Source organism: Actinomadura luzonensis, assembly GCF_022664455.2.
Taxonomy (GTDB): Bacteria; Actinomycetota; Actinomycetes; order Streptosporangiales; family Streptosporangiaceae; genus Nonomuraea; species Nonomuraea luzonensis.
This window is the reverse complement of the sequence record NZ_JAKRKC020000003.1, coordinates 10,863-32,376: the sequence shown is the minus strand read 5'-3', so window position 1 is coordinate 32,376 and position 21,514 is coordinate 10,863. Positions and strand designations below refer to the sequence as shown.

The 21,514-nt window shown below is 77.1% G+C and carries 9 protein-coding genes; 7 read left to right on the top strand and 2 right to left on the bottom strand.

Going from position 1 to position 21,514, the window contains the following annotated elements:
• Positions 1–132: 132 nt before the first annotated feature.
• Complete coding sequence (locus MF672_RS45180) at positions 133–663, top strand: MarR family winged helix-turn-helix transcriptional regulator (RefSeq protein ID WP_242381686.1); 531 nt, start codon at positions 133–135, stop codon at positions 661–663.
• A 328-nt stretch (positions 664–991) separates the two neighbouring features.
• Here MF672_RS45180 and MF672_RS45175 read toward each other — a convergent pair whose 3' ends face one another.
• Positions 992–2,932 carry an ABC transporter ATP-binding protein gene (locus MF672_RS45175; RefSeq protein ID WP_242381685.1) on the bottom strand — a complete coding sequence of 647 codons (1,941 nt, stop codon included), beginning with the start codon at positions 2,930–2,932 and terminating at the stop codon, positions 992–994.
• Positions 2,929–4,590 carry an ABC transporter ATP-binding protein gene (locus MF672_RS45170; RefSeq protein WP_242381684.1) on the bottom strand — a complete coding sequence of 554 codons (1,662 nt, stop codon included), beginning with the start codon at positions 4,588–4,590 and terminating at the stop codon, positions 2,929–2,931. Before MF672_RS45170 ends, MF672_RS45175 begins: the two co-directional genes overlap by 4 nt.
• Before the next feature lie 170 nt (positions 4,591–4,760).
• On the opposite strand from MF672_RS45170, the gene MF672_RS45165 reads away from it, so the two are divergent.
• The 6 genes from MF672_RS45165 to MF672_RS45140 are packed head-to-tail and all read left to right on the top strand — an operon-like array spanning position 4,761 to position 21,501.
• Entirely contained in the window at positions 4,761–5,339 is a 579-nt protein-coding gene (locus tag MF672_RS45165) for a GNAT family N-acetyltransferase (RefSeq protein ID WP_242381683.1), read from the top strand.
• Entirely contained in the window at positions 5,333–6,604 is a 1,272-nt protein-coding gene (locus tag MF672_RS45160) for a lysine N(6)-hydroxylase/L-ornithine N(5)-oxygenase family protein (RefSeq protein WP_242381682.1), read from the top strand. The genes MF672_RS45165 and MF672_RS45160 overlap by 7 nt, the downstream gene beginning before the upstream one ends.
• Complete coding sequence (locus MF672_RS45155) at positions 6,601–9,720, top strand: non-ribosomal peptide synthetase (protein WP_242381681.1); 3,120 nt, start codon at positions 6,601–6,603, stop codon at positions 9,718–9,720. Before MF672_RS45160 ends, MF672_RS45155 begins: the two co-directional genes overlap by 4 nt.
• Positions 9,717–17,561: a non-ribosomal peptide synthetase gene (locus tag MF672_RS45150; protein WP_247815777.1), complete on the top strand. Its 7,845-nt coding sequence runs from the start codon at positions 9,717–9,719 to the stop codon at positions 17,559–17,561. The genes MF672_RS45155 and MF672_RS45150 overlap by 4 nt, the downstream gene beginning before the upstream one ends.
• Entirely contained in the window at positions 17,447–21,292 is a 3,846-nt protein-coding gene (locus tag MF672_RS45145) for a condensation domain-containing protein (protein WP_247815828.1), read from the top strand. Before MF672_RS45150 ends, MF672_RS45145 begins: the two co-directional genes overlap by 115 nt.
• On the top strand, positions 21,289–21,501 hold the full coding sequence (locus MF672_RS45140; RefSeq protein ID WP_242380149.1) for an MbtH family protein: 213 nt from the start codon (positions 21,289–21,291) through the stop codon (positions 21,499–21,501). Before MF672_RS45145 ends, MF672_RS45140 begins: the two co-directional genes overlap by 4 nt.
• Positions 21,502–21,514: the final 13 nt, after the last annotated feature.

Sequence of the window (21,514 nt, the reverse complement as noted above, 5' to 3'; positions counted from 1 at the left end):
ACTGATCTCCTCACCGTTGTGCTTCGAACTCGAAGCACTTTGAGAGTAACTTGCTTCGATTTCGAAGCGATACCCTCGGAGGGAGTGACCTTCGTCACCTTGCTACGAATTCGAAGCAGATACGGTGGAGGAATGACCGACACGCACGCGGGCGCCGACCCGGACGCCGACGGCGTCGAACCGCTCGCGCCCCGGCAGCTGGGCGCCTACTTCGCGCTCATGGAAGCCGTCAGCCTGCTCCAGCACGGCGTCGAGCAGCAGTTGCGCGCCGAAGGGGACCTCAGCTACGTGCAGTTCCAGCTCCTCGCCCGCCTCACCGACGCCGGCGGGCCGCTCACCATGACGCAGCTCGCCGACGGGGTCGTCTACAGCCGGAGCGGGCTGACGTACCAGGCCGGGCTGCTGGAGAAGGCCGGCCTCATCAGCCGTGGCACCTTCCCCGAGGACGAGCGGGCCATCCTGGTCACCATCACCGACAAGGGCGCGGCCCTGGTCCGGCGCCTCCTGCCGGGGCACGTGGAGGTCGTCCGGCGCCTGCTGTTCGACGCGCTGGCCGATGACGACCTGCACCACCTCGGCGACATCATGTCCCGCGTGCGCGACCACATGCGCGCCCAGCCGCCCCGCTCCGCCGCGCCTCGGAAGCGCCGCCAGGCGAGGTGAGAGCCGGCGACGTCGCGGGGTCGTCCGGTGCCGGCGTCAGCGGCGACGCGCGATGTGCGCGGGCCGGGGCCCAGAGGAGCACGGCGACCACGGTGTACGCGAGCGCGACCGTCGCCACCACCCGCGCCCAGCGCCGCCCCGCCGGGAGCTCCCACGCGAGCAGGAGGTGGAGCGCGGCCATCAGGACGTGCACGACGAGTGAGCCGGCGACGCCTCCCCCGACGGCGGCCCGGGTCGGCGCGAAGGCGCGGCCGGTGAACGCCTCGACCGTCTCCTCCCGGTTGAGGATGACCAGGAGGGCGATGAGGAGCCGGAAGGCGGGCGGGGTTCAGGCGGGGGGTCGCGGGCGGTGGGTGGACCAGGCGGCCCAGTGGGTGGCGTAGGGGCCGTCGGCGGTGCGGAGGTCGTCGTGGGAGCCGCGTTCCACGATCCGGCCGTCCTCCAGGACGACCACGGTGTCGGCGGTGGCGGCCTGGGTGAGGCGGTGGGCGACGATGAGGGCGGTGCGGCCGTCCACGGCGCGTTCGACGGCGCGCTCCAGGACGCGGGCGCCCACGCTGCCGGCCTCGGCCGTCGCCTCGTCGAGGATCGCCACGGCCGGGTCGGCCAGGACCAGCCGGGCCAGGGCGAGCTGTTGCCGCTGCGCGCCGGTCAGGCGGTGGCCGCCCTCGCCGACGACGGTGGCGAGGCCGTCGGGCAGCGCCTCCACCCAGGTGAGGGCGTCCACCGTGGACAGGGCGGCGCGCAGGTCGTCGTCGGTGGCGTCCGGGCGGGCCAGGCGCAGGTCGTCGGCCAGGGGGCCGGCGAAGACGTGCACCTCCTGGGTCACCATGGCGACGCCGGGCGGCTTCTCGACGACGCCGGCGGTGGGCTCGTGCACGCCGGCGACCAGCTTGGCCAGCGTGGTCTTGCCCGCGCCGCTCGCGCCGACCAGGGCCACGCGTTCTCCCGGGCGGATGGCGAGGTCGATGCCGCGCAGGACCGGGCGGCCGGGCTCGTAGGCGTGGGTGAGGCCGCGCACGGTCACCCCCGCGTGGTTCCCGGTGGGTTCGGGGGGCGGGCCGGGCTCGTGGTCCGGCGCGGTGACGCCGACGATGCGGGCGAGGGCGGCTGTCGCCGACTGGGCGTCGTCGAGCAGGGCGAGCGCGGTGTTGATCGGGCCGAACAGGTTGTGGAAGTACAGGGCGGCGGCCGTGGCGGTGCCGATGGTGGCCGAGCCGTCGCGGACCAGCAGGACGCCGGCCGCGAGGACGGCGGCGAGGCCGACGTACTCGGCCACGTGCAGGCGGCTGTAGAAGCGCAGCATCAGGCCGACCCCGCGCATCGTCAGCTCCACCGCGGCGCGTGAGCGGCCCGTGACCCGCTCCAGGTGCTCGGCCTCGCTCCGGAAGGCCCGCACGGTGGACGCCCCCGCGATGGTGTCGAGCAGTTGTTGTTGCTGCTCGCCGACCGCCAGCCGCTCGGCGGCGTAGATCGGGACGGCGTGGCGGAGGTACCAGCGGGCGGTGTGCGCCTGCACGGGCACGGCCAGCAGCGCCGCCACCAGGAACCGCCAGTCGAGCAGGGCCAGGGCGGCCAGCGTCAGGACGATCGACAGCAGCGACCCGGCCAGCGCGGGCAGCGCCGTGCGCACGGCCTCGGCCACGCGCGCCACGTCGCCCGTCACCCGGGCGGTCAGGTCGCCGGAGCCCGCGCGCTCGGCGCGTTCCAGGGGCAGCGCGAGGGCGCGGGCGACGAAGCGTTCCCGCAGGTCGGCCAGGGCGGTCTCGCCCAGCTTGGCCACCAGCGTCAGACCCCACGCGGTGAGCGCGCCCTGGGCCAGGCCGACGAGGACCAGCAGCCCGGCGGGCGCGGCCAGCGCGGTGGCGGGCTCGTGGCCCGCCACCTGGTCGACGAGGTGGCCGAGCAGCGGCTGGATGAGCAGGCCCACGGAGGTGGCCGCGATGAGCAGGCCGAAACCGGCGAGGGCGGTGCGGCGGTGCGGGCGGACGAGGTCCCGGACGGCCGCGCGGGTGCGGGCCGGGGAGGCGGTGGGCAGCGGCTCCCGGGCGGAGGGATCGGGTGACGGCTCCCGGTCGTGGTGGGCGGGCGGCTTCTGCGGTTGGGGCGGGGCCGACTGGGGCGGGACCGACTGGGGCGGGGCCGAATGGGGCTGGGCCGGGGCCGGGTGGGGCTGAGGCTGGGCCGAATGGGGCTGGGGCTGAGGCTGGGCCGAATGGGGCTGGGGCTGGGGCGGGGCCGAGTGGGGCTGGGGCGGGGTGGGGGTCATGGGAGTACCGTCGCCTGGTAGCCGGGGTTGCGTTCGAGCAGGTCGGTGTGGGGGGCGGTGTCGGTGACGCGGCCGTCGTGCAGGAGCAGCACGCGGTCGGTCACGGCGAGCAGCGCGGGGCTGGTGGTCACGAGCACCGTGGTGCGGTTCCGGCGCAGACGCCGGATGCCGTCCGCGATGCGCGCCTCGGTGACGGCGTCCACGGCGGTGGTGGGGTCGTGCAGGACGAGGACCGGGCGTGCGGCGGCGAGGGCCCTGGCCAGGGCGACGCGCTGGCGCTGGCCGCCGGACAGGGAGCCGCCGCGTTCGCTGACGGGGGTGTCGGGCGGCAGGTCGGTCGCGCAGGCGGCGGCCAGCGCGTCCGCCGGCGGGGCGGTGGCGGCGGGCGGGCGGACGTTCGTGGTGATGGTGCCCTCGAAGAGCACGGCCTCGTGCTCGGCCACCAGCACCGCCTCCCGCAGCCGCCCCGGGTCCAGCTCGCGCAGCGGCACCCCGTCCAGCTCGACCGTCCCGGACTCGGGGTCGGCGTGGCGGCCGAGGCAGCGCACCAGGGACGCGGCCGCCGCCGGGTCGGTGGCGGCCACTCCGACCAGCTCGCCGGCCGCGATCTCCAGGTCCAGGTCCCGCAGCGGGCCGTGCGTCACCGAGCGCAGCCGCAGCGCGCCCCGCACCTCCGCCGGCAGCTCGCGCGGTCCGGCCGGTACGGCGGGCGGCGCGGACAGCAGCGCCGCGACCCGCGCCGCCGAGGCCCTGGCCTGCGCGAGCTCGGCGTTCACCCAGGCGAGGAGCTGGAGCGGCCCCTGCAGGAAGAGGGCGAGCCCGACCGCCGAGACGAGCTGTCCCAGGGTGATGGCCCCGCTGGTGGCGAAGACGCCGCCGGCCAGCGCGATCAGTGCGATGAAGGCGCCGGTGAGGGCGAGCACGACGCCGTTCTGCAGGGCTTCGGCGCGGGCGGCGCGCAGGGTGGCGCCGAGGGAGTCCCGGCTGGTACGCCGGTACCGGTCGAGCGCGGCCCGCTCGGCCCCGATGCCCTTGAGCACCCGGAGCCCGGCCACCAGGTCGGCGGCCATGCCGGAGGCGCGCGCGGCGTGCTCCTGCTCGACGGCGCTGCGGCGTTCCAGCGGCTTGCTGAGCAGGTGCCCCAGCCACAGCAGGGCGGGCGTGCCGGCCAGCACGATCAGGCCCAGCCCGACCGAGGTGCGGAGCAGCAGCACGCCGGCCACGACCAGGCCGGTCAGCGCGGCGACGCCGGCCAGCACGGCCATGAGCACCGCGCCGACCCGCCGGACGTCCTCGGTGGCGATGCCGGTCAGCGCCCCGGGCAGGCGGCCCTCGTCCGCGCCGCCGCCGGGGTGCAGCACCCGGGCGACCACGGCGACGCGCAGCTCGTGCGCGGCCTCCTCGGCGGCGCGCTCCCCGGCGCGGGCGCCGAAGCGGTAGCTGAACGACAGGCCGACGTAGACGGCGGCGAGGACGCCCAGCCACACCAGCAGCCGTCCCCAGTCGCCGCCGGCGACGGCCTCGTCGACGGCCAGGCCGATGAGCACGGGCACCAGGGCCTCGCCCGCCTGGTGGCCGGCGCCGAGCAGGGAGCCGGCGGCGAGCCCGCGCCACTTGCTCCTGACCGTGCGCAGCAGTACGTCCCGCCCGGTGTGCAAGCCGCGCTCCTCGCAAGAGATCGTTGTCGCTAAGGCGAGGCTAACCTAACATTCCCTACCCGTTGACTGAAGAGCGGCCCCCCGTCGCGGCTTGACGGCTTCACGCAATCGATGTTTTGTTGTGCGTGGCTCTCAGCTTAGGTAAGGCATACCTAACTTCAGGAGGACGAGTGGACGTGTACGTGGAGGAGGTCGGCGCGCCGCCGATCCCCTCGCTGAGGGACGGCTGGCGGGTCGCCCCCATCGAGCCGGGCGCCGAAGCCGTCGCCGTGGTGCACGACTGGATGAACCGGCCGCACGTGGCCGCCCCCTGGGACCAGGCCTGGCCGTACGAGCGGTGGGCGCGGGAGATCGCCCGCCAGGCGGAGGGCGAGCACTCCCGGCCGTGCCTGGCCCACCTGGACGGTGAACCGGTCGCCTACCTGGAGCTGTACCGGGTGCTGCGGGACCGGCTGGCGCCGCTGTACCCGTACCGGCCGCACGACCTCGGCGTGCACATCGCCATCGGCGACGAGCGCAACCTCGCCCGCGGCCTCGGCCGCACGCTGCTCCGCGCCGTCGCCGAGGGCCTGCTCGCGGCCGACGGACGCTGCACCCGCGTCGTGGCCGAGCCGGACGTCCGCAACGAGCCCTCCGTGCGGGCGTTCACCGCCGCCGGGTTCGTCCGGACGGGAGAGGTGACGATGCCGCACAAGACGGCGGCCCTGATGGTGTACCCGCGTACGCAGGAGGACCTTCCTCAGTGGTGACCCCGGCCTACGACCTCGTCGGAATCGGCTTCGGCCCGTCCAACCTCGCCCTCGCCGTCGCGCTGTCCGAGCCGCGCTCACCGGCGCTGTCGGCCCTGTTCCTGGAGCGGCAGCCGTCGTTCGGCTGGCACCGGGGCATGCTCATCGAGGGCGCGACCATGCAGGTGTCCTTCCTGAAGGACCTCGTCACCATGCGCAACCCGGCGAGCCCCCACAGCTTCGTCAGCTACCTGCACGCCAAGGGCCGGCTCGCCGACTTCATCAACCAGAAGACGATGTACCCCACGCGCCTGGAGTTCCACGACTACCTGGAGTGGGTGGCGGCCCGCTTCGAGCACCAGGTGTCCTACGGCGCCGAGGCGGTCACCATCCAGCCCGTCCACGACGGCGGCACCGTCGCCCACCTCGACATCGTCGCCCAGCGCGGCGAGCTGACCACCTACCGGGCGCGCAACGTCGTGCTGGCCGCCGGCCTCCGGCCCGTCCTGCCCCAGGGCGTGGTGGCGGGCGAGCGGGTGTGGCACAGCCAGGAGCTGATGCACCGGCTGGCGGACCTGCCGGTCGAGCGGCCGCGCAGGTTCGTGGTGGTCGGCGCCGGGCAGAGCGCCGCCGAGGTGGTCGAGCACCTGCACAGCAGCTTCCCCTCCGCCCAGGTCTGCGCCGTCTTCTCCCGGTACGGCTACAGCCCCGCCGACGACAGCCCCTTCGCCAACAGCGTCTTCGACCCGGCCGCCGTGGACCGTTTCTACGACGCCCCCCACGAGGTCAAGCGCATGATCATGGACTACCACGCCAACACCAACTACTCGGTCGTGGACCTCGACCTGCTCCAGGAGCTGTTCGGGCGGGCGTACCGGGAGAAGGTCGCCGGCGTCGAGCGGCTGCGGGTGCTCAACCTGTCGCGCGCCGTCGGCCTGGAGACCCGTCCCGACGAGGTGCGCGTGCACGTCCGGTCGCTGGTCAGCGGCGAGGTCGAGGAGCTGCGCGCGGACGTCGTCGTCTACGCGACCGGCTACCGCCCGGTGGACCCGCTGGACCTGCTCGGCGCGGCCGGCCGCTACTGCCTGCGCGACGAGCACGGCGCGCTGCTGGTGGACCGCGACCACCGGGTCCGCACCACGCCCGAGCTGACCTGCGGCATCTACCTCCAGGGCGCGACCGAGCACACACACGGGCTCACCGCGACGCTGCTGTCCACCACGGCCGTGCGCGCCGGGGAGATCGTCGACTCGCTCGCCTCCTCCGTGCTGGAGCCGGCGCAGTGACGCGGAACCCGGACCTGACACTGACCGGGCTGATGGAGGCCCAGGCGGCGGCCACCCCCGACCGGCCCGCGCTGCGCTTCCGTGCGCGCACCCTCACCTACGCCGAGCTGGACGGGGCCGCCTCGGAGCTGGCCGCCCGGCTGCGGGCGCGGGGCGCGGGGCCCGAACAGGTCGTCGCGGTGGCGCTGCCGCGCTCGATCGAGCTGGTCGTGGCGCTGGTCGCGGTGCTGAAGACCGGGGCCGCGTACCTGCCGGTGGACCCCGGCTACCCGGCTGAGCGGATCGCGTTCATGCTGGCCGACGCCGCGCCGGTGGTGACGCTGCGCGAGGTGGACGTCGACCCGCGCGGGCGGCCCGCGCCCGGCGTGCCGGTCGACCCCCGCCACCCGGCGTACGTGATCTACACCTCCGGCTCCACCGGCCGCCCCAAGGGCGTGGTCGTGCCGCACGAGGCCATCGTCAACCGGCTGCGCTGGATGCAGGCCGAATACCGCCTCACCGGCGAGGACCGGGTGCTGCAGAAGACGCCGTCCAGCTTCGACGTGTCGGTGTGGGAGTTCTTCTGGCCGCTGACCGCCGGGGCCACGCTGGTGGTCGCCGAGCCCGGCGGGCACCGCGACGCCGCCTACCTGGCCGGGCTGATCCGGCGCGAGCGGGTGACGACCGCGCACTTCGTGCCGTCCATGCTGCGGGCGTTCCTGGCCGACCCCGACGCGGCGCGCTGCGGCGGGCTGCGGCGGGTCGTCTGCAGCGGCGAGGCCCTGCCCGCCGGGCTGGCCGCCGAGTTCCACGCCGCGCTGCCCGGGTGCGAGCTGCACAACCTGTACGGGCCCACCGAGGCCGCGGTGGACGTGACGTTCTGGGCATGCCATCCCGGCGAGGACGAACCGGTGCCGATCGGGCGGCCGGTCTGGAACACCGGCATCCACGTGCTGGACCGGGACCTGCGCCCGGCGGCGTCGGGCGAGCTGTACATCAGCGGGGTGCAACTGGCGCGCGGCTACCTGGGACGGCCGGGGCTGACCGCCGAGCGCTTCGTGCCGGACCCGTTCGGGCCGCCGGGCAGCCGCATGTACCGCACCGGCGACCTGGCGCGCCGCCGGCCGGACGGGGTGATCGAGTACGCGGGGCGGGCCGACGACCAGATCAAGATCCGGGGGTTCCGGGTCGAGCCGGGCGAGATCGAGGCCGTGCTCGCGGGACATCCGGGGGTGCGGCAGGCGGTGGTCGCCGCGCAGGAGCACCGGCCCGGCGTCAACCGGCTGGTCGCGTACGTCGTGCCGGCGGGGCCGGAGGGCGTCGACCGGGACGGGCTGCGGGCGTACGTGGCGGCGCGGCTGCCCGCGCACCTGGTGCCGGCCGTGTTCGTCGAGCTGGGGACGGTCCCGCTGACCGCCAGCGGCAAACTCGACCGCCGCGCCCTGCCCGCCCCGCCGCCTACGGGCCGGGCGCCGGCCGAGGCCGCCGGGGTTCCCGCGGCGGCAACGGAGGGGGTGGTGGCGGCGCTCATCGCCGACGTGCTGCGCCTGCCCGCCGTCAGCCCGACCGACGACTTCTTCGCCCTCGGCGGGGACAGCATCCTCGCCCTCCACCTGGTCGGCCGGGCCCGCCGCGCCGGCCTGGCGATCACCGCCGGGCAGGTTCTGGAGCTCGGCACCGCCCGAGCCCTCGCCGCCGCGTCCACCCGAGGGACCGCCGAAGCCGCCGGAGCCTCGGGAGCCGCCGGAGCCTCGGGGGCAGTGGGAGTCGCGGGGGCAGCAGGAGTCGCGGAGGCGGTGGAGGCGGCGCTCGGGGACGTGCCCGCCACCCCGATCATGGGCTGGCTGCGCGAGCGCGGCGACGCCGCGAGCACCGCGCACTTCGCGCAGTCCATCACCCTCCGCCTGCCGCCCGACGTGGACCGCGCCCGCCTCACCGCCGCCCTCCACACCCTGCTGGACCATCATGACCTGCTCCGCGCCCGCCTCACCGACGGCGGCCTGCACGTGCCGCCGCCGGGCGCGCCGCCCGCCCCTGGCCTCCTGGCCGAGGTGCCCGACGGAGCGCGCCTGCCGGAGGCGCTGGCCGCCGCCCGCGCCGCGCTCGCCCCGCACGACGGCGTGATGCTGCGCGCGGTCCTGTCCAGCCACCCCGCCGGCGGGCGGCCGGACGCGGAACGGCGGCTGCACCTCGTCGCCCACCACCTGGTCGTGGACGGCGTCTCCTGGCGCGTGCTGGCCGAGGACCTGGCGCAGGCGTACGAAGGCGCGGCGCCCCTGGCCCGCTCCACCTCCTTCCGCACGTGGGCCCGCGCCCTGCCCGCCCTGGACCGGCGGGCCGAGCTGCCGTACTGGACCGGCGTCCTGACCGGCGCGGAGGACCCTTGGCGGCTCGACCCCGAGCGGGACACGGCCGCGAGCGCCGCCCGCCTCACCCTGAGCACCCCGCTGGGCGCATCGCCCGGCGTCACCCTCGACCGGGTGCTCACCGCGCTCGCCCTGGCCGTGACCGGGCAGCGGGCCGGGCGCGGCCTGCCGGGCGGCCGGGACGTGCTGTTCGACGTCGAGGGCCACGGCCGCGAGGACGTGGTGGACGGCGCGGACCTGTCGCGGACGGTGGGCTGGTTCACCAGCGTCTGGCCGGTCCGGCTGGATCCCGGCCCGGCCGGCGGCCCCGACGCGCTGGCGAGGGTCGCCGCGCGGCTCGCCGCCGTCCCCGCCAAGGGCATCGGGTACGGCCTGCTCCGCCACCTCGACGCCGAGGCCGGCGCGCGCCTGGCCCGGCTGCCGAGACCCGCCGTCTGCGTCAACTTCCTCGGCCGCTTCCCGGCCGAGCCCGGCGAGTGGGGTCTGGTCCTGGGGCCGGAGAGCTTCCTGGACCTGGCCGATCCCGGTCTGCCGCTGGCGCACGTCCTGACCGTGGACGCGTTCGTGGCCGAGGGGCCCGGGGGCGCCCGGCTGGAGAGCACCTGGACGTGGGCGTCCCGCGTGCTGGCCGAACCCCTGGTCCGCGAGCTGTCCGAGCTGTGGCTCGACGCACTCTGCGACACAGCGCGGTCCGGCGCGGCGCCGGACGGCGCCTTCCTGGTCGCCCTCGACCAGGCCGAGCTCGACGAATTCGAGGAGACCCTGGCGTGACCGGCCCCGAGGCCAAGAAGATCAAGGACGTCTGGCCGCTCACCCCCCTCCAGGAGGGCCTGTTCTTCCACGCCCTGCACGGCGAGGAAGACCCGTACACCGTGCACACGACCGTGCGCCTGCGCGGCCCCCTGGACGCGGCGGCCCTGCGCGCCGCCGCCGAGCGCCTGCTGGCCCGCCACGACCCGCTGCGCGCGGCCTTCCGCCGCCGCAGGAACGGCCAGCCGGTGCAGGTCATCGCGGCCCGCGCCGCCCTGCGGTGGGACGAGGCGGACCTGACCGGCGGCGACGCGGCGGAGGTGATCGAGCGGGACCGGCGGGCGGCGTTCGACCTGGCGGCGCCGCCGCTGGTGCGGTTCACGCTGGTGCGGCAGGCACCGGACCGGCACCTGCTGCTCGTCGCCAACCACCATCTGGTGCTCGACGGCTGGTCGCTGCACCTGCTGCTGCGGGAGCTGTTCGACCTGTACGGCGGAGCGGAGCCGCTGCCCGCGCCGCCGTTCAAGGACCACCTGGCCTGGCTGGCCGGACGGGACGCCGAGGCCGCGCGCGCCGCCTGGCGCGACCACCTGGCCGGCCTCGCCGAGCCGACCCTGGTGGCCGGCCCGGCGGCCGGGCCCGGCCCGGTCCGCGAGGTCGTCGCCGAGCTGCCCGCCGAGCTGACCGGACGCCTCGCCGCGCTGGCCCGCGCCTCGCGCGCCACCCTGAGCATGGTCGTGCAGACCGCCTGGGCGCTCGTGCTCGGGACGCTCACCGGCCGCGACGACGTGGTGCTCGGCACCACGGTCTCGGGCCGCCCGGCCGAGCTGCCGGGGGCCGAGCGCCTGGTCGGCCTGCTCATCAACACCCTCCCCGTACGGGTACGGCTGCGCCCGCACGAGCCGGTCACCGCGCACCTCGCCCGGCTCCGCGACGCCCACGCCCGCCTGGCCGACCACCAGCACCTCGGGCTGGCCGAGATCCAGGGCGCGGCGGGCCTGGGCGAGCTGTTCGACACGCTGGTGCTGTTCGAGAACCATCCGACGGGGCTGACCGGCACGGGCGGCCTGGTCGTCGAGGGCGTCGAGGAACGCGACGCCACCCACTACCCGATCACCGTCTGCGCCCGCCCGGGGGAGCGGCTGCGCCTGGAGGTGTCGTACCGGGAGGGACCGGTCACCGCGGCCGAGGCCGGGCGCGCCGCCCGCCGCCTGGCCGCCGCGCTGGAGCAGCTGGCCGCCGCCCCCGACCGGCCGATCGGACTGCTCGACCTGCTGGAGGAGGACGAGCGCGACCAGGTGCTCGGCGCGCGGGCGGGCACGCAAGGGCCCGCTCCCGCCCGCACCCTGGCCGGGGCCCTCGCCGAGCGCTGCGCCGCCACGCCGGACGCCACGGCCGTCGTGGACGCGCGGGGCGGCGCGCTCACCTACGCCGAGCTGTCCGCGCGGGCCGACCGGCTGGCCGGGGCGATCGGCGCCGGACCCGAGGACGTGGTGGCCCTGGCGCTGCCGCGCGGCCTGGACCTGGTGGCGGCCGTGCTCGCGGTGTGGCGCTCCGGCGCGGCGTACCTGCCGGTCGATCCCGGCTACCCGGCCGACCGGATCGCGCTCATGCTCGGTGACGCCCGCGTCGCCGCCGTCGTCACCGACGCCGCGACCGCCGCCGGCCTGCCGCCGGTGCCGGCCGGCCGGCTGCTCCTGCTGGACGACCTCCCGCGGCGGGAACCAGGGGCTCCGGCCGCCGTCCGTCCCGAGCACCCGGCGTACGTCATCTACACCTCCGGCTCCACCGGCCGCCCCAAGGGCGTCGTGGTGCCGCACGGCGCGGTCGCCAACCTGCTGGCCGCGCACGAGGCCGACGTCATCGCCGAGGCGGTCGCGGCCACCGGGCGGCGGCTGCGGGTGGCGCACAGCGCGTCGTTCTCGTTCGACGCCTCCGTGGACCCGCTGCTGTGGATGCTCGCCGGGCACGAGCTGCACGTCCTGGACGACGCCACGTACCAGGATCCCGAGCTGCTGGCGGCGTACCTGGCCGAGCACCGCGTCGACTACCTGGACGTGACGCCGTCGTACCTGGCGTCGCTGCTGCCCGCGCTGGAGGACGGCCCGTACCGGCCGGCCGTGATCGCGGTCGGCGGCGAGGCGGTGCCAGGACCGCTGTGGCGGCGCGTGTGCGCGCTGCCCGGCGTGGTCGCCCGCGACCTGTACGGCCCCACCGAGTGCACGGTGGACGCCTACGTGCGCAGGCAGGACGGCACGGCGGGGCCGGTCCCCGGCGTCCGCGCGCTGGTGCTGGACACGATGCTGCGCCCGGCGCCGCCCGGCGTGACGGGCGAGCTGTACCTCGCCGGGGCCGGGCTGGCGCGCGGCTACCTGGGGCGGCCGGGGCTGACCGCCGAGCGGTTCGTGCCCTGCCCGTACGGCCCGCCGGGCGCCCGCATGTACCGGACCGGGGACCTCGCGCGGTGGCGGGAGGGCCGGCTGGAGTTCGCCGGGCGGGCCGACGACCAGGTGAAGATCCGCGGGTTCCGGATCGAGCCCGGCGAGGTCGAGGCCGCGCTGGCCGCCTGCCCCGGGGTGGCCGAGGCCGCGGTCGCGGTGCGCGGGAGCGGCGCCGGCGGGCGGCGGCTCGTCGCCTACGTCCGGGGCCGGGCGGGCGAGCGCGACCTGCTGGCGTACCTGCGGGGGGTGCTGCCACGGCACCTGGTCCCGTCGGCGTTCGTGCTGATGGAGGAGCTGCCGCTGCTGCCCAACGGCAAGGTCGACCGGCGCGCCCTGCCCGACCCCGCCCTGTCCGACCCCGCCCTGTCCGGCCCCGCCCGGCCCGGCGCGGGACGGGAGCCGCGCGGGCCGCTGGAAGAGCGGCTGTGCGCGCTGTTCGCCGAGGTTCTGGGCGTGGCGCGGGTGGGCGTGGACGACGACTTCTTCGAGCTGGGCGGCCACTCGCTGCTCGCCGCGCGGCTGGTCAGCCGGCTGCGGGCGGACCTCGGGGCGGAGGCGGGCGTGCGCACGCTGTTCGACGCGCCGACCGTCGCCGAGCTGAGCGGCCGGCTCGGCGTCGCGGCCGGGCGGCCCCCGCTGACGCCGCGGCCGCGTCCTGACCGGGTGCCGCCGTCGCACGCGCAGCGCAGCCTGTGGCTCCAGGATCGGCTGGAGGGCGGCTCGGCCACCTACAACATGCCGTTCGTGCTGCGCCTGGCCGAGCCCGTGGACCGCGCGGTGCTGGCGCAGGCGCTGGGCGACGTGATGCGGCGGCACGAGGTGCTGCGGACCGTGTTCCGGGAGGAGGACGGCGAGCCGTACCAGGTGGTGCTGGACGAGGTGGACCCGCCGGTCGGGACCGGCCCCGCCGACCTCGGGCACGTCTTCGACCTGGCCGCCGAGCCGCCGCTGCGGGTGTGGCTGGACGGCGACCGGCTGACCGTGCTGCTGCACCACATCGCGGGGGACGAGCTGTCGCTGCGGCCCCTGGTGTCCGACCTGACCGCCGCCTGCCGGGCCCGGGCGGCGGGCCGCGACCCCGGCTTCGCGCCGCTGCCCGTCCAGTACGCCGACTACGCCCTGTGGCAGCGCGAGCTGCTGGGCGAACGCGACGACCCGGCCGGCCGCCTCACCAGGGAGCTGGCGTACTGGCGGCGCACGCTCGACGGCCTGCCCGCCGAGCTGCCCCTCCCCGTGGACCGGCCCTTCCCCGACGAGACCGGCCGGCACGGCGCGACGATCGCCTTCGCCCTGCCGCAGGACGCCGTGGACGAGCTGGCCCGGCGCGCCGGCTGCACCCCGTTCATGGTGCTGCACGCGGCGGTCGCGGCGCTGCTGACCCGGCTCGGCGCGGGCACCGACATCGTGGTCGGCACCCCCGTCGCCGGGCGGCCGGACGACGCGCTCGCCGAGCTGGTCGGCTACTTCGTCAACCCGGTCGTGCTGCGGGTCCACACCGGCGGCGACCCGGCGTTCAGCGAGCTGCTGGAGCGGGTGCGGGCCGCCGACCTGGCCGCCTTCGACCACGCCGACACCCCGTTCGACCTGCTGGTGGAGGAGCTGCGGCCGGTGCGCGTGCCCGGCCGGCACCCGCTGTTCCAGGTCATGGTGGCCGACGAGCGCGACTCCGGGCTGCCGGTGGAGGAGGTCGAGCTGCCCGTCGCCAAGTTCGACCTGACGTTCGCGTTCAGGCCGGGCGGCGGGCGGCTGGAGTTCCGCACGGACCTGTTCGACGCCGCCACCGCCGAAGGGCTCGCCGACCGGCTCGCGGAGATCGTCCGGCAGGCGGCGGCCCGGCCCGAGCGGCCGCTCGCGGACCTCGCGATCGCGCCCATGGGCCCGCCCGCCGTGCGCGGCCTCCCCGGCGCGCCCGCGCGCGGGGGCGAGCCGCGCGGCGAGGCGGAGCGCACGCTGTGCCGGCTGTTCGGCGAGGTGCTGGGCGCCGGCGAGGTGGGCGCGCACGACGACTTCTTCCTGCTCGGCGGGCACTCCCTGCTCGCCGTGCGGCTGGCCGCGAGGATCAGGTCCGTCCTGGGGGCGGAGGTGGCGCTCGGCGACGTGTTCGCCGCGCCGACCGCCGCCGGGCTGGCCGCCCGGCTCACCCCGGCCTCCCGGACCGGCCGGCCCGCCCTGGCACCCGCGCGGCGTCCCGGACGGGTGCCGCTGTCGGCCGCGCAGCGGCGGCTGTGGTTCCTGGACCGGCTGGACGGCCCGTCGGCCGCCTACACGATGCCGCTGATCCTGCGCCTGCGCGAGCGGCTGGACCCCGGCGTGCTGCGCCGGGCGGTCGCCGACCTGATGGAGCGGCACGAGGTGCTGCGGACCGTGTTCCGGGAGGAGGACGGCGAGCCGTACCAGGTGGTGCTGGACGAGGTGGACCCGCCCGTGGTGATCGGGCCCGCCGACCTCGGGCACGTCTTCGACCTGGCCGCCGAGCCGCCGCTGCGGGTGTGGCTGGACGGCGACCGGCTGACCGTGCTGCTGCACCACGTCGCGGGCGACGAGTGGTCGGTCGGCCCGCTGTGGCAGGACCTCGCCACCGCCTACCGGGCCCGGGCGGCCGGCCGGGCGCCCGCGTTCGCGCCGCTGCCCGTCCAGTACGCCGACTACGCCCTGTGGCAGCGCGACCTGCTCGCCGGCCTCGCCGACCGGCAGCTCGGGCACTGGACCGGCGTGCTCGCCGGCCTGCCGGAACGCCTGGAACTGCCGGCGTGGACCGGCGACCGCGTCACGGCCGCCGCCGCGTTCCCCGCCGCGCCGCTGCGGGAGCTGGCCCGGCGCACCGGCACGACCCCGTTCATGGTGGCGCACGCGGCCGTCGCGGCGCTGCTGACCCGGCTCGGCGCGGGCACCGACCTGCCCGTCGGCACGGCGGTCGCCGGGCGGCCGGACGACGCCCTCGCCGAGCTGGTCGGCTTCTTCGTCAACACGGTCGTGCCGCGCGTCGGCACCGGCGGGGATCCCGCGTTCGGCGAGCTGCTGGAGCGGGTGCGGGCCGCCGACCTGGCCGCCTTCGACCACGCCGACGTGCCCTTCGACCGGGTCGTCGAAGCCGTCAACCCCGAACGCGCGGCCGGCGGCAACCCGCTGTTCCAGGTGGCGGTCGCCTACCACCAGGAGAGCGGGGCGCCGGCCGGGTTCGACGCCGAGGAAGAGCCCGCGCCGCCCGGGCCGGCCAAGTTCGAGCTGTCCGTCACCTTCACCGAGCGCGGCGACGAGCTGGAGGTGCTGGTCGAGCACCGGGACGGCGCGGCCGGCCGCTACGCCGCGCACCTGCTCCGCCTCCTGGAGGCCGGCACCGCCGACCCCGGCGCGCGGCTCAGCGAGCTGCCCGTGCTCACGCCCGCCGAGCTGGACACCATCCTCACCGGCTGGAACGACACCGGCTCCGCCGAGCCGTTCCGGACCCTGCCCGAGCTGTTCGAGGCGCAGGTCAGGGCCACGCCGGACGCGGTGGCGGCGGTCTGCGAGGACGAGTCGGCGACGTACGCGGAGCTGGCGGCGCGGGCCGGCCGGCTGGCCGCCAGGCTGGCCGCGGCCGGCGCGGGGCCGGAGCGGATCGTGGCCGTCGCGCTGCCCCGCGACCTGCGGATGGTGGTCGGCGTGCTGGCCGTCGCCCAGGCCGGGGCCGCCTACCTGCCCATCGACCCGGCCCAGCCCGCCGAGCGGATCGCCGCGATGCTCGCCGACGCGCGGCCCGCGCTGCTGCTGGCCACCCGGGAGACGGCCGGGCGCGTCCCGATGACGCCGCTGCTGATGGACGACACGCCCGCCGACGCGCCTGAGCCCGCCGATGGGCCTGAGCCCGCCGACGCGCCCGGGCCGGGCGGCGCGCTGTCGCCGCGGCATCCGGTGTACGTCATCTACACCTCCGGCTCGACGGGCCGGCCCAAGGGCGTCGTCCTGGAGCACGCGGGGGTGCGCGCGCTGGTGGACACCGCCGTCCGCCGTTTCGGCGTCGGCCCGGGCAGCCGGGTGCTGCAGTTCGCCTCGATCTCGTTCGACGTGGCGTTCTGGGAGCTGACCATGGCGCTGTGCACCGGCGCGACGCTCGTCGTCGTGCCCGCCGAGCGGCGGGTCGCCGGCCCCGAGCTGACCGAGTACGCCACCCGCCACGCCGTCACCCACCTGGCGCTGCCGCCCGCGCTGCTGTCGGCCCTGCCCGGCGACCGCACGCTGCCCGAGGGCTCCACGCTGCTGGTCGGCACCGAGACCGTGACGCCCGAGCTGGTCAGGCGCTGGGCCAAGCGGCACCGCGTCATCGACGCGTACGGGCCGACCGAGGCCATGGTCAACTCCACCCTCTGGACCGCGCACGGCGACCTGGACGCCCTCGCCACCGTCCCCATCGGCCACCCCGACGTGGGCAAACGGGTCTACGTCCTGGACGGGGCGCTGCGGCCGGTGCCGCCCGGCGTCGTCGGCGAGCTGTACGTGGCGGGCGCCGGCCTGGCCCGCGGCTACCTCGACCGGCCCGCCCTGACCGCCGAGCGTTTCGTGCCCGACCCGTACGGGCCGCCGGGCGCCCGCATGTACCGGACCGGCGACCTGGCCCGGTGGCGCGACGACGGGGCGGTGGAGTTCGCCGGGCGCGCCGACGGCCAGATCAAGATCCGGGGCTTCCGGATCGAGCCGGGCGAGGTGGAGTCGGTGCTGGCCGGGTGCCCGGGCGCGCGCGAGGTCGCGGTGGTCGCCCGCGAGGACCGGCCGGGCGACCGGCGGCTCGTCGCGTACGTGACCGGGGCGGAGACCGACCCCGCCACCCTGCGGGCGCACGTCGCGGCCCGGCTGCCGGACTACATGGTGCCCGCCGCGTTCGTCCCGCTCGACGCGTTGCCGCTCATGGTCAACGGCAAGGTCGACAGGAAGGCCCTGCCCGCGCCCGGCCCCGGCGGCTCCGGCGGCCCCGGCGGTCCGGGCGGCCGGCGGGCGCGGGCGCCGCGCACCGCCGCCGAGCGGGCGCTGGCCGGGATCCTCGCCGAGGTGCTGGGCGTGGAGTCCGTCGGGGTGGACGACAACTTCTTCCACCTGGGCGGGCACTCGTTGCTGGCGGTCAAGGTGATCGCGCGGGTGCGGGCCGGGCTGGGGGCGGAGCTGTCGCTGCGCACCCTGTTCGACGCGCCCACCGTGGCCGGCCTCGCCCGCGCGCTGGCCGCCGCGTCGCAGGCCGCCCCGCGACGCCGACGCCCGCCGCGCAGGGGGTGGCGGCGGCCCTGGTGCCCGGGGTCCGGCCGGGGCGGGTGCCGTTGTCGTCGGCGCAGCTCCGGCTGTGGTTCCTGCAAGCCCTGGAAGGCCCGTCGGCCACCTACAACGTGCCCCTGGCGGTGCGGCTGCCCGAGCCGGTCGGCCCGGCCGCCCTCGCCGCCGCGCTGGGCGACGTGATCCGCCGCCACGAGGTCCTGCGCACGGTGTACCGCGCGGCCGACGGCGTCCCGTACCAGGTGGTCCTCGAACCGGAGGACCCGGTGGTCGAGGCCGGCCAGCCGGACCTCGGCCACGTCTTCGACCTGGCCGCCCGCCCGCCGCTGCGGGCATGGCTGGACGGCGACCGGCTCACGCTGCTGCTCCACCACATCGCGTGCGACGAGTGGTCGGTGGGGCCCCTGCTGTCCGACCTGGCCGAGGCGCTGCGGGCCCGGACGGCCGGTCGCGCGCCGGAGCTCGCGCCGCTGCCCGCGCAGGTGGCCGACCACGCGCTGTGGGAGCGCGACCGGCTCGGCGCCGAGCTGCCCGCGCACCTGGCGTACTGGCGGCAGGCCCTCGCCGGGCTGCCGGACCGGCTCGCGCTGCCGCCGTCCGGGCCGGGCGGCGCGGTCGTCCGCCAGGTGCCCGCCGGGGTGCGGGACGCGCTGGCCGCGCTGGCCGTCCGCACCGGCACCAGCGTGTTCATGGTGCTGCACGCGGCGGTGGCGGCGTTGCTGACCCGGCTCGGCGCGGGCACCGACATCGTGGTCGGCACGCCGGTCGCCGGGCGGCCGGACGACGCGCTCGCCGAGCTGGTGGGCTTCTTCGTCAACACCGTCGCCCTCCGCGTGGACACCGGCGGCGACCCCGCCTTCGCCGAGCTGCTGGAGCGGGTGCGCGAGGCGGACCTGGCCGCGTTCGAGCACGCCGGCGCGCCGTTCGAGCGCGTCGTGGAGGCGGTCAACCCCGACCGCTCGGCCGCCGGGAACCCGCTGTTCCAGGTCATGGTGACCTACCAGCGGGCCGCGCCCGCCGCGCTGGAGGTGCTGCCGGAGCCTGGACCGCCGGCCCCGAAGTTCGACCTGGCCTTCGCGTTCACCGACGCGGGCGGGCTGGAGGCGGCCGTCGAGCACCGGCTGGAGCCGGCGGCGGCCGAGCGGGTCGCCGACGGCCTGCTGCGGCTGCTGGAGCAGGTGGCGGCGGCGCCCACCGCGCCGATCGGCGAGCTGGACCTGCCCGCCGCCTTCGCCGCCGGCCGGCCCGCCCGCCGCCGCCGGGCCGTGGTGCGGCGGCGCGAGCCCGAGGGCCCGGCCGAGACGCGGCTGCTGGAGATCTTCGAGGAGGTGCTGGACCGGACCGGCGTCGGCGTCGGCGACGACTTCTTCCACCTCGGCGGGCACTCGCTGCTCGCCGTCCGGCTGATCAGCAGGATCAGGGCCGAGCTGGGCGCGACCGTCACCATCAGGGACGTCTTCGACGCCCCCACGGTCGCCGGGCTGGCCGCCGCGCTCACCCCGGACCGGCCCGGCGGCCCGCCCGCGCTGCGGCCGAGGCCGCGCGGGGAGCGGGTGCCGCTGTCGTCCGCGCAGCACCGGCTGTGGTTCCTGCACACCCTCGACGGGCCGTCGGCCGCCTACAACGTGCCGCTCGCCGTGCGGCTGCGCGGCCCCCTGTCCGCCGGCGCGCTGCGCGAGGCCGTCGCGGACGTCGTGACCAGGCACGAAGCGCTCCGCACGACGATCGGGGAGGACGAGCGGGGGCCGTACCAGCGCGTCCTGGACCCGGCCCGGGCACGGGAGCTGCTGGCGTTCGGGGAGGGGCCGGGCGACCCGGGACACCGCTTCCTGCTGGACGCCGAGCTGCCGATCCGGGTATGGCTGCACGCCGAGGGCCCGGCCGAGCACGTGCTGCTCGTCCTGCTCCACCACGTCGCGGCCGACGAGTGGTCGGTCGGCCCGCTGTGGGACGACCTGGCCGCCGCCTACCGCGCGCGGGCGGCCGGAAGGGTGCCCGGGTTCGCGCCGCTGCCCGTCCAGTACGCCGACTACGCCCTGTGGGAGCGGGAGAACCGGGACCCGGACGGGCTCGCGTACTGGCGGCGGGCGCTCGCCGGGCTGCCCGCGCGCCCGCCGCTCCCGCACGACCTGCCCCGCCCGGCGGCGGCGAGCGGCGCGGGCGGCGTCGTGGAGTTCCGGCTGCCGCCCGGCGCGGGCGAGGGCCTGGCCCGGCTGGCCGTCCGGACGGGCGCCAGCGGGTTCATGGTGGTCCACGCGGCGGTGGCGGCGTTGCTGACCGGGCTCGGCGCGGGCACCGACATCGTGGTCGGCACGCCGGTCGCCGGGCGGCCGGACGACGCGCTCGCCGAGCTGGTGGGCTTCTTCGTCAACACCGTCGCCCTGCGCGTGGACACCGGCGGCGACCCCGCCTTCGCCGAGCTGCTGGAGCGGGTGCGCGAGGTGGACCTGGCCGCGTTCGAGCATGCCGGCGTGCCGTTCGACCAGGTCGTGCGGGCCGTCGCGCCGGCCAGGTCGCCCGCCTGGCACCCGCTGTTCCAGGTCGCGGTGGCCTACCACCCGGCCGGGCGGCCGCTCGCCCCGCTGGGGGAGGCGGCGGCCGAGGCCGAGGCGGTCGCGACGGACACGGCCAAGTTCGACCTCGCGGTGGCGCTGTCGGAGGAGGGCGAGGGGACGGTCGAGTACCGGACGGACCTGTTCAGCAGGGGTGCGGCGGAGCGCGTCGCCGCGAGCCTGGCCGGGCTGCTGGCGACGGTGGCGCGCGAGCCGGGCACCCGCCTCAGCGAGCTGCGCGTCGAGCCCGTAGGACGCACGGACTGGGGGCCGGTCGAGCGGGCGGGTCACGAGCGGGCGGGTCACGAGCGGGCGGGTCACGAGCGGGCGGGTCACGAGCGGGCCGGTCACGGGGAAGGCGGGCGCGCGGGCGTCGCGGAGCGGGTGGCCGGGCTGTTCGCCGACGTCCTGGGCGTCCCCGTGCCCGGCCCCGGCGACGGCTTCTTCGAGCTGGGCGGGCACTCGCTGCTGGCCGGGACGCTGATGACCGCGATCGCGGCCGAGTTCGGCGTCCGGCTGCCGGTCAGGACGTTGTTCGAGGCCCCCACGCCCGCCGCGCTGGCCGACCGGCTGACCTCGCCGTACCGGCCCGGTCACGCCCTGGACGTCCTGCTGCCCATCAGGACCGGCGGCGACGGGCCGCCGCTGTTCTGCGTGCACCCGCTGTTCGGCCTCGCCTGGTGCTTCACCGGCCTCGCGGGGCTGCTGGAGTCGCCGGTGTACGGGCTCCAGGCGCACGGCCTGGCCCGGCCGGAGCCGCTGCCGCGCACCCTGGAGGAGATGGCGGCCCGCTACCTCGACGCCGTCCGCGCGGTGCGGCCGGAGGGGCCGTACCGGCTGCTCGGCTGGTCCTTCGGCGGCGTCGTCGCGCACGCCATGGCGGCCCGCCTGCGCCGCGACGGGCAGGAGGTGGAGCTGCTGGCCATGCTCGACTCCTACCCGCTGCTGCCCGGCGAGCGGCCCGAGACCGGCGACGACGAGCAGGACGCCCTGCGTTTCCTGCTCCGCCTGGCCGGGCACGACGCCCGGGGCCCGCTCGACCGGCACCGCGTCGTGCGCCACCTGCGGGCCGGCGGCGGGGCGCTGGGCGAGATCGAGGAGGACACGGTCGCGGCCATGATCGGCGTCGCGGTCAACGCCGAACGCCTGATCACCGCCGGGCCGCACCCGTACTTCGACGGTGACCTGCTGTTCTTCACCGCGAGCGCGGACCAGGGCGGCTCGGGCCTCGACCCCGCCCGCTGGCGTCCGTACGTCGGCGGGCGGATCGAGGAGCACGCCGTCGACTGCGCGCACTACCAACTGGCCGACCCGGGGCCGCTCGCCCGCGTGGCCCGCGTCCTGAAGGAGAGACTGCGATGACCAACCCGTTCGAGGACCCCGAGAACGACTACCTCGTGGTGGTCAACGACGAGGCCCAGCACGCCCTGTGGCCGGCGTGGATCCCGCTGCCCGCGGGCTGGCGCGACGTGTACGGGCCGGCCGCCCGCGACCTGTGCCTCCAGTACGTCGAGACGCACTGGACGGACCTGCGCCCGGCCTCCCTGGCCCGCGCGACGGACGGGCGCTGACGGCTCCCCAGGG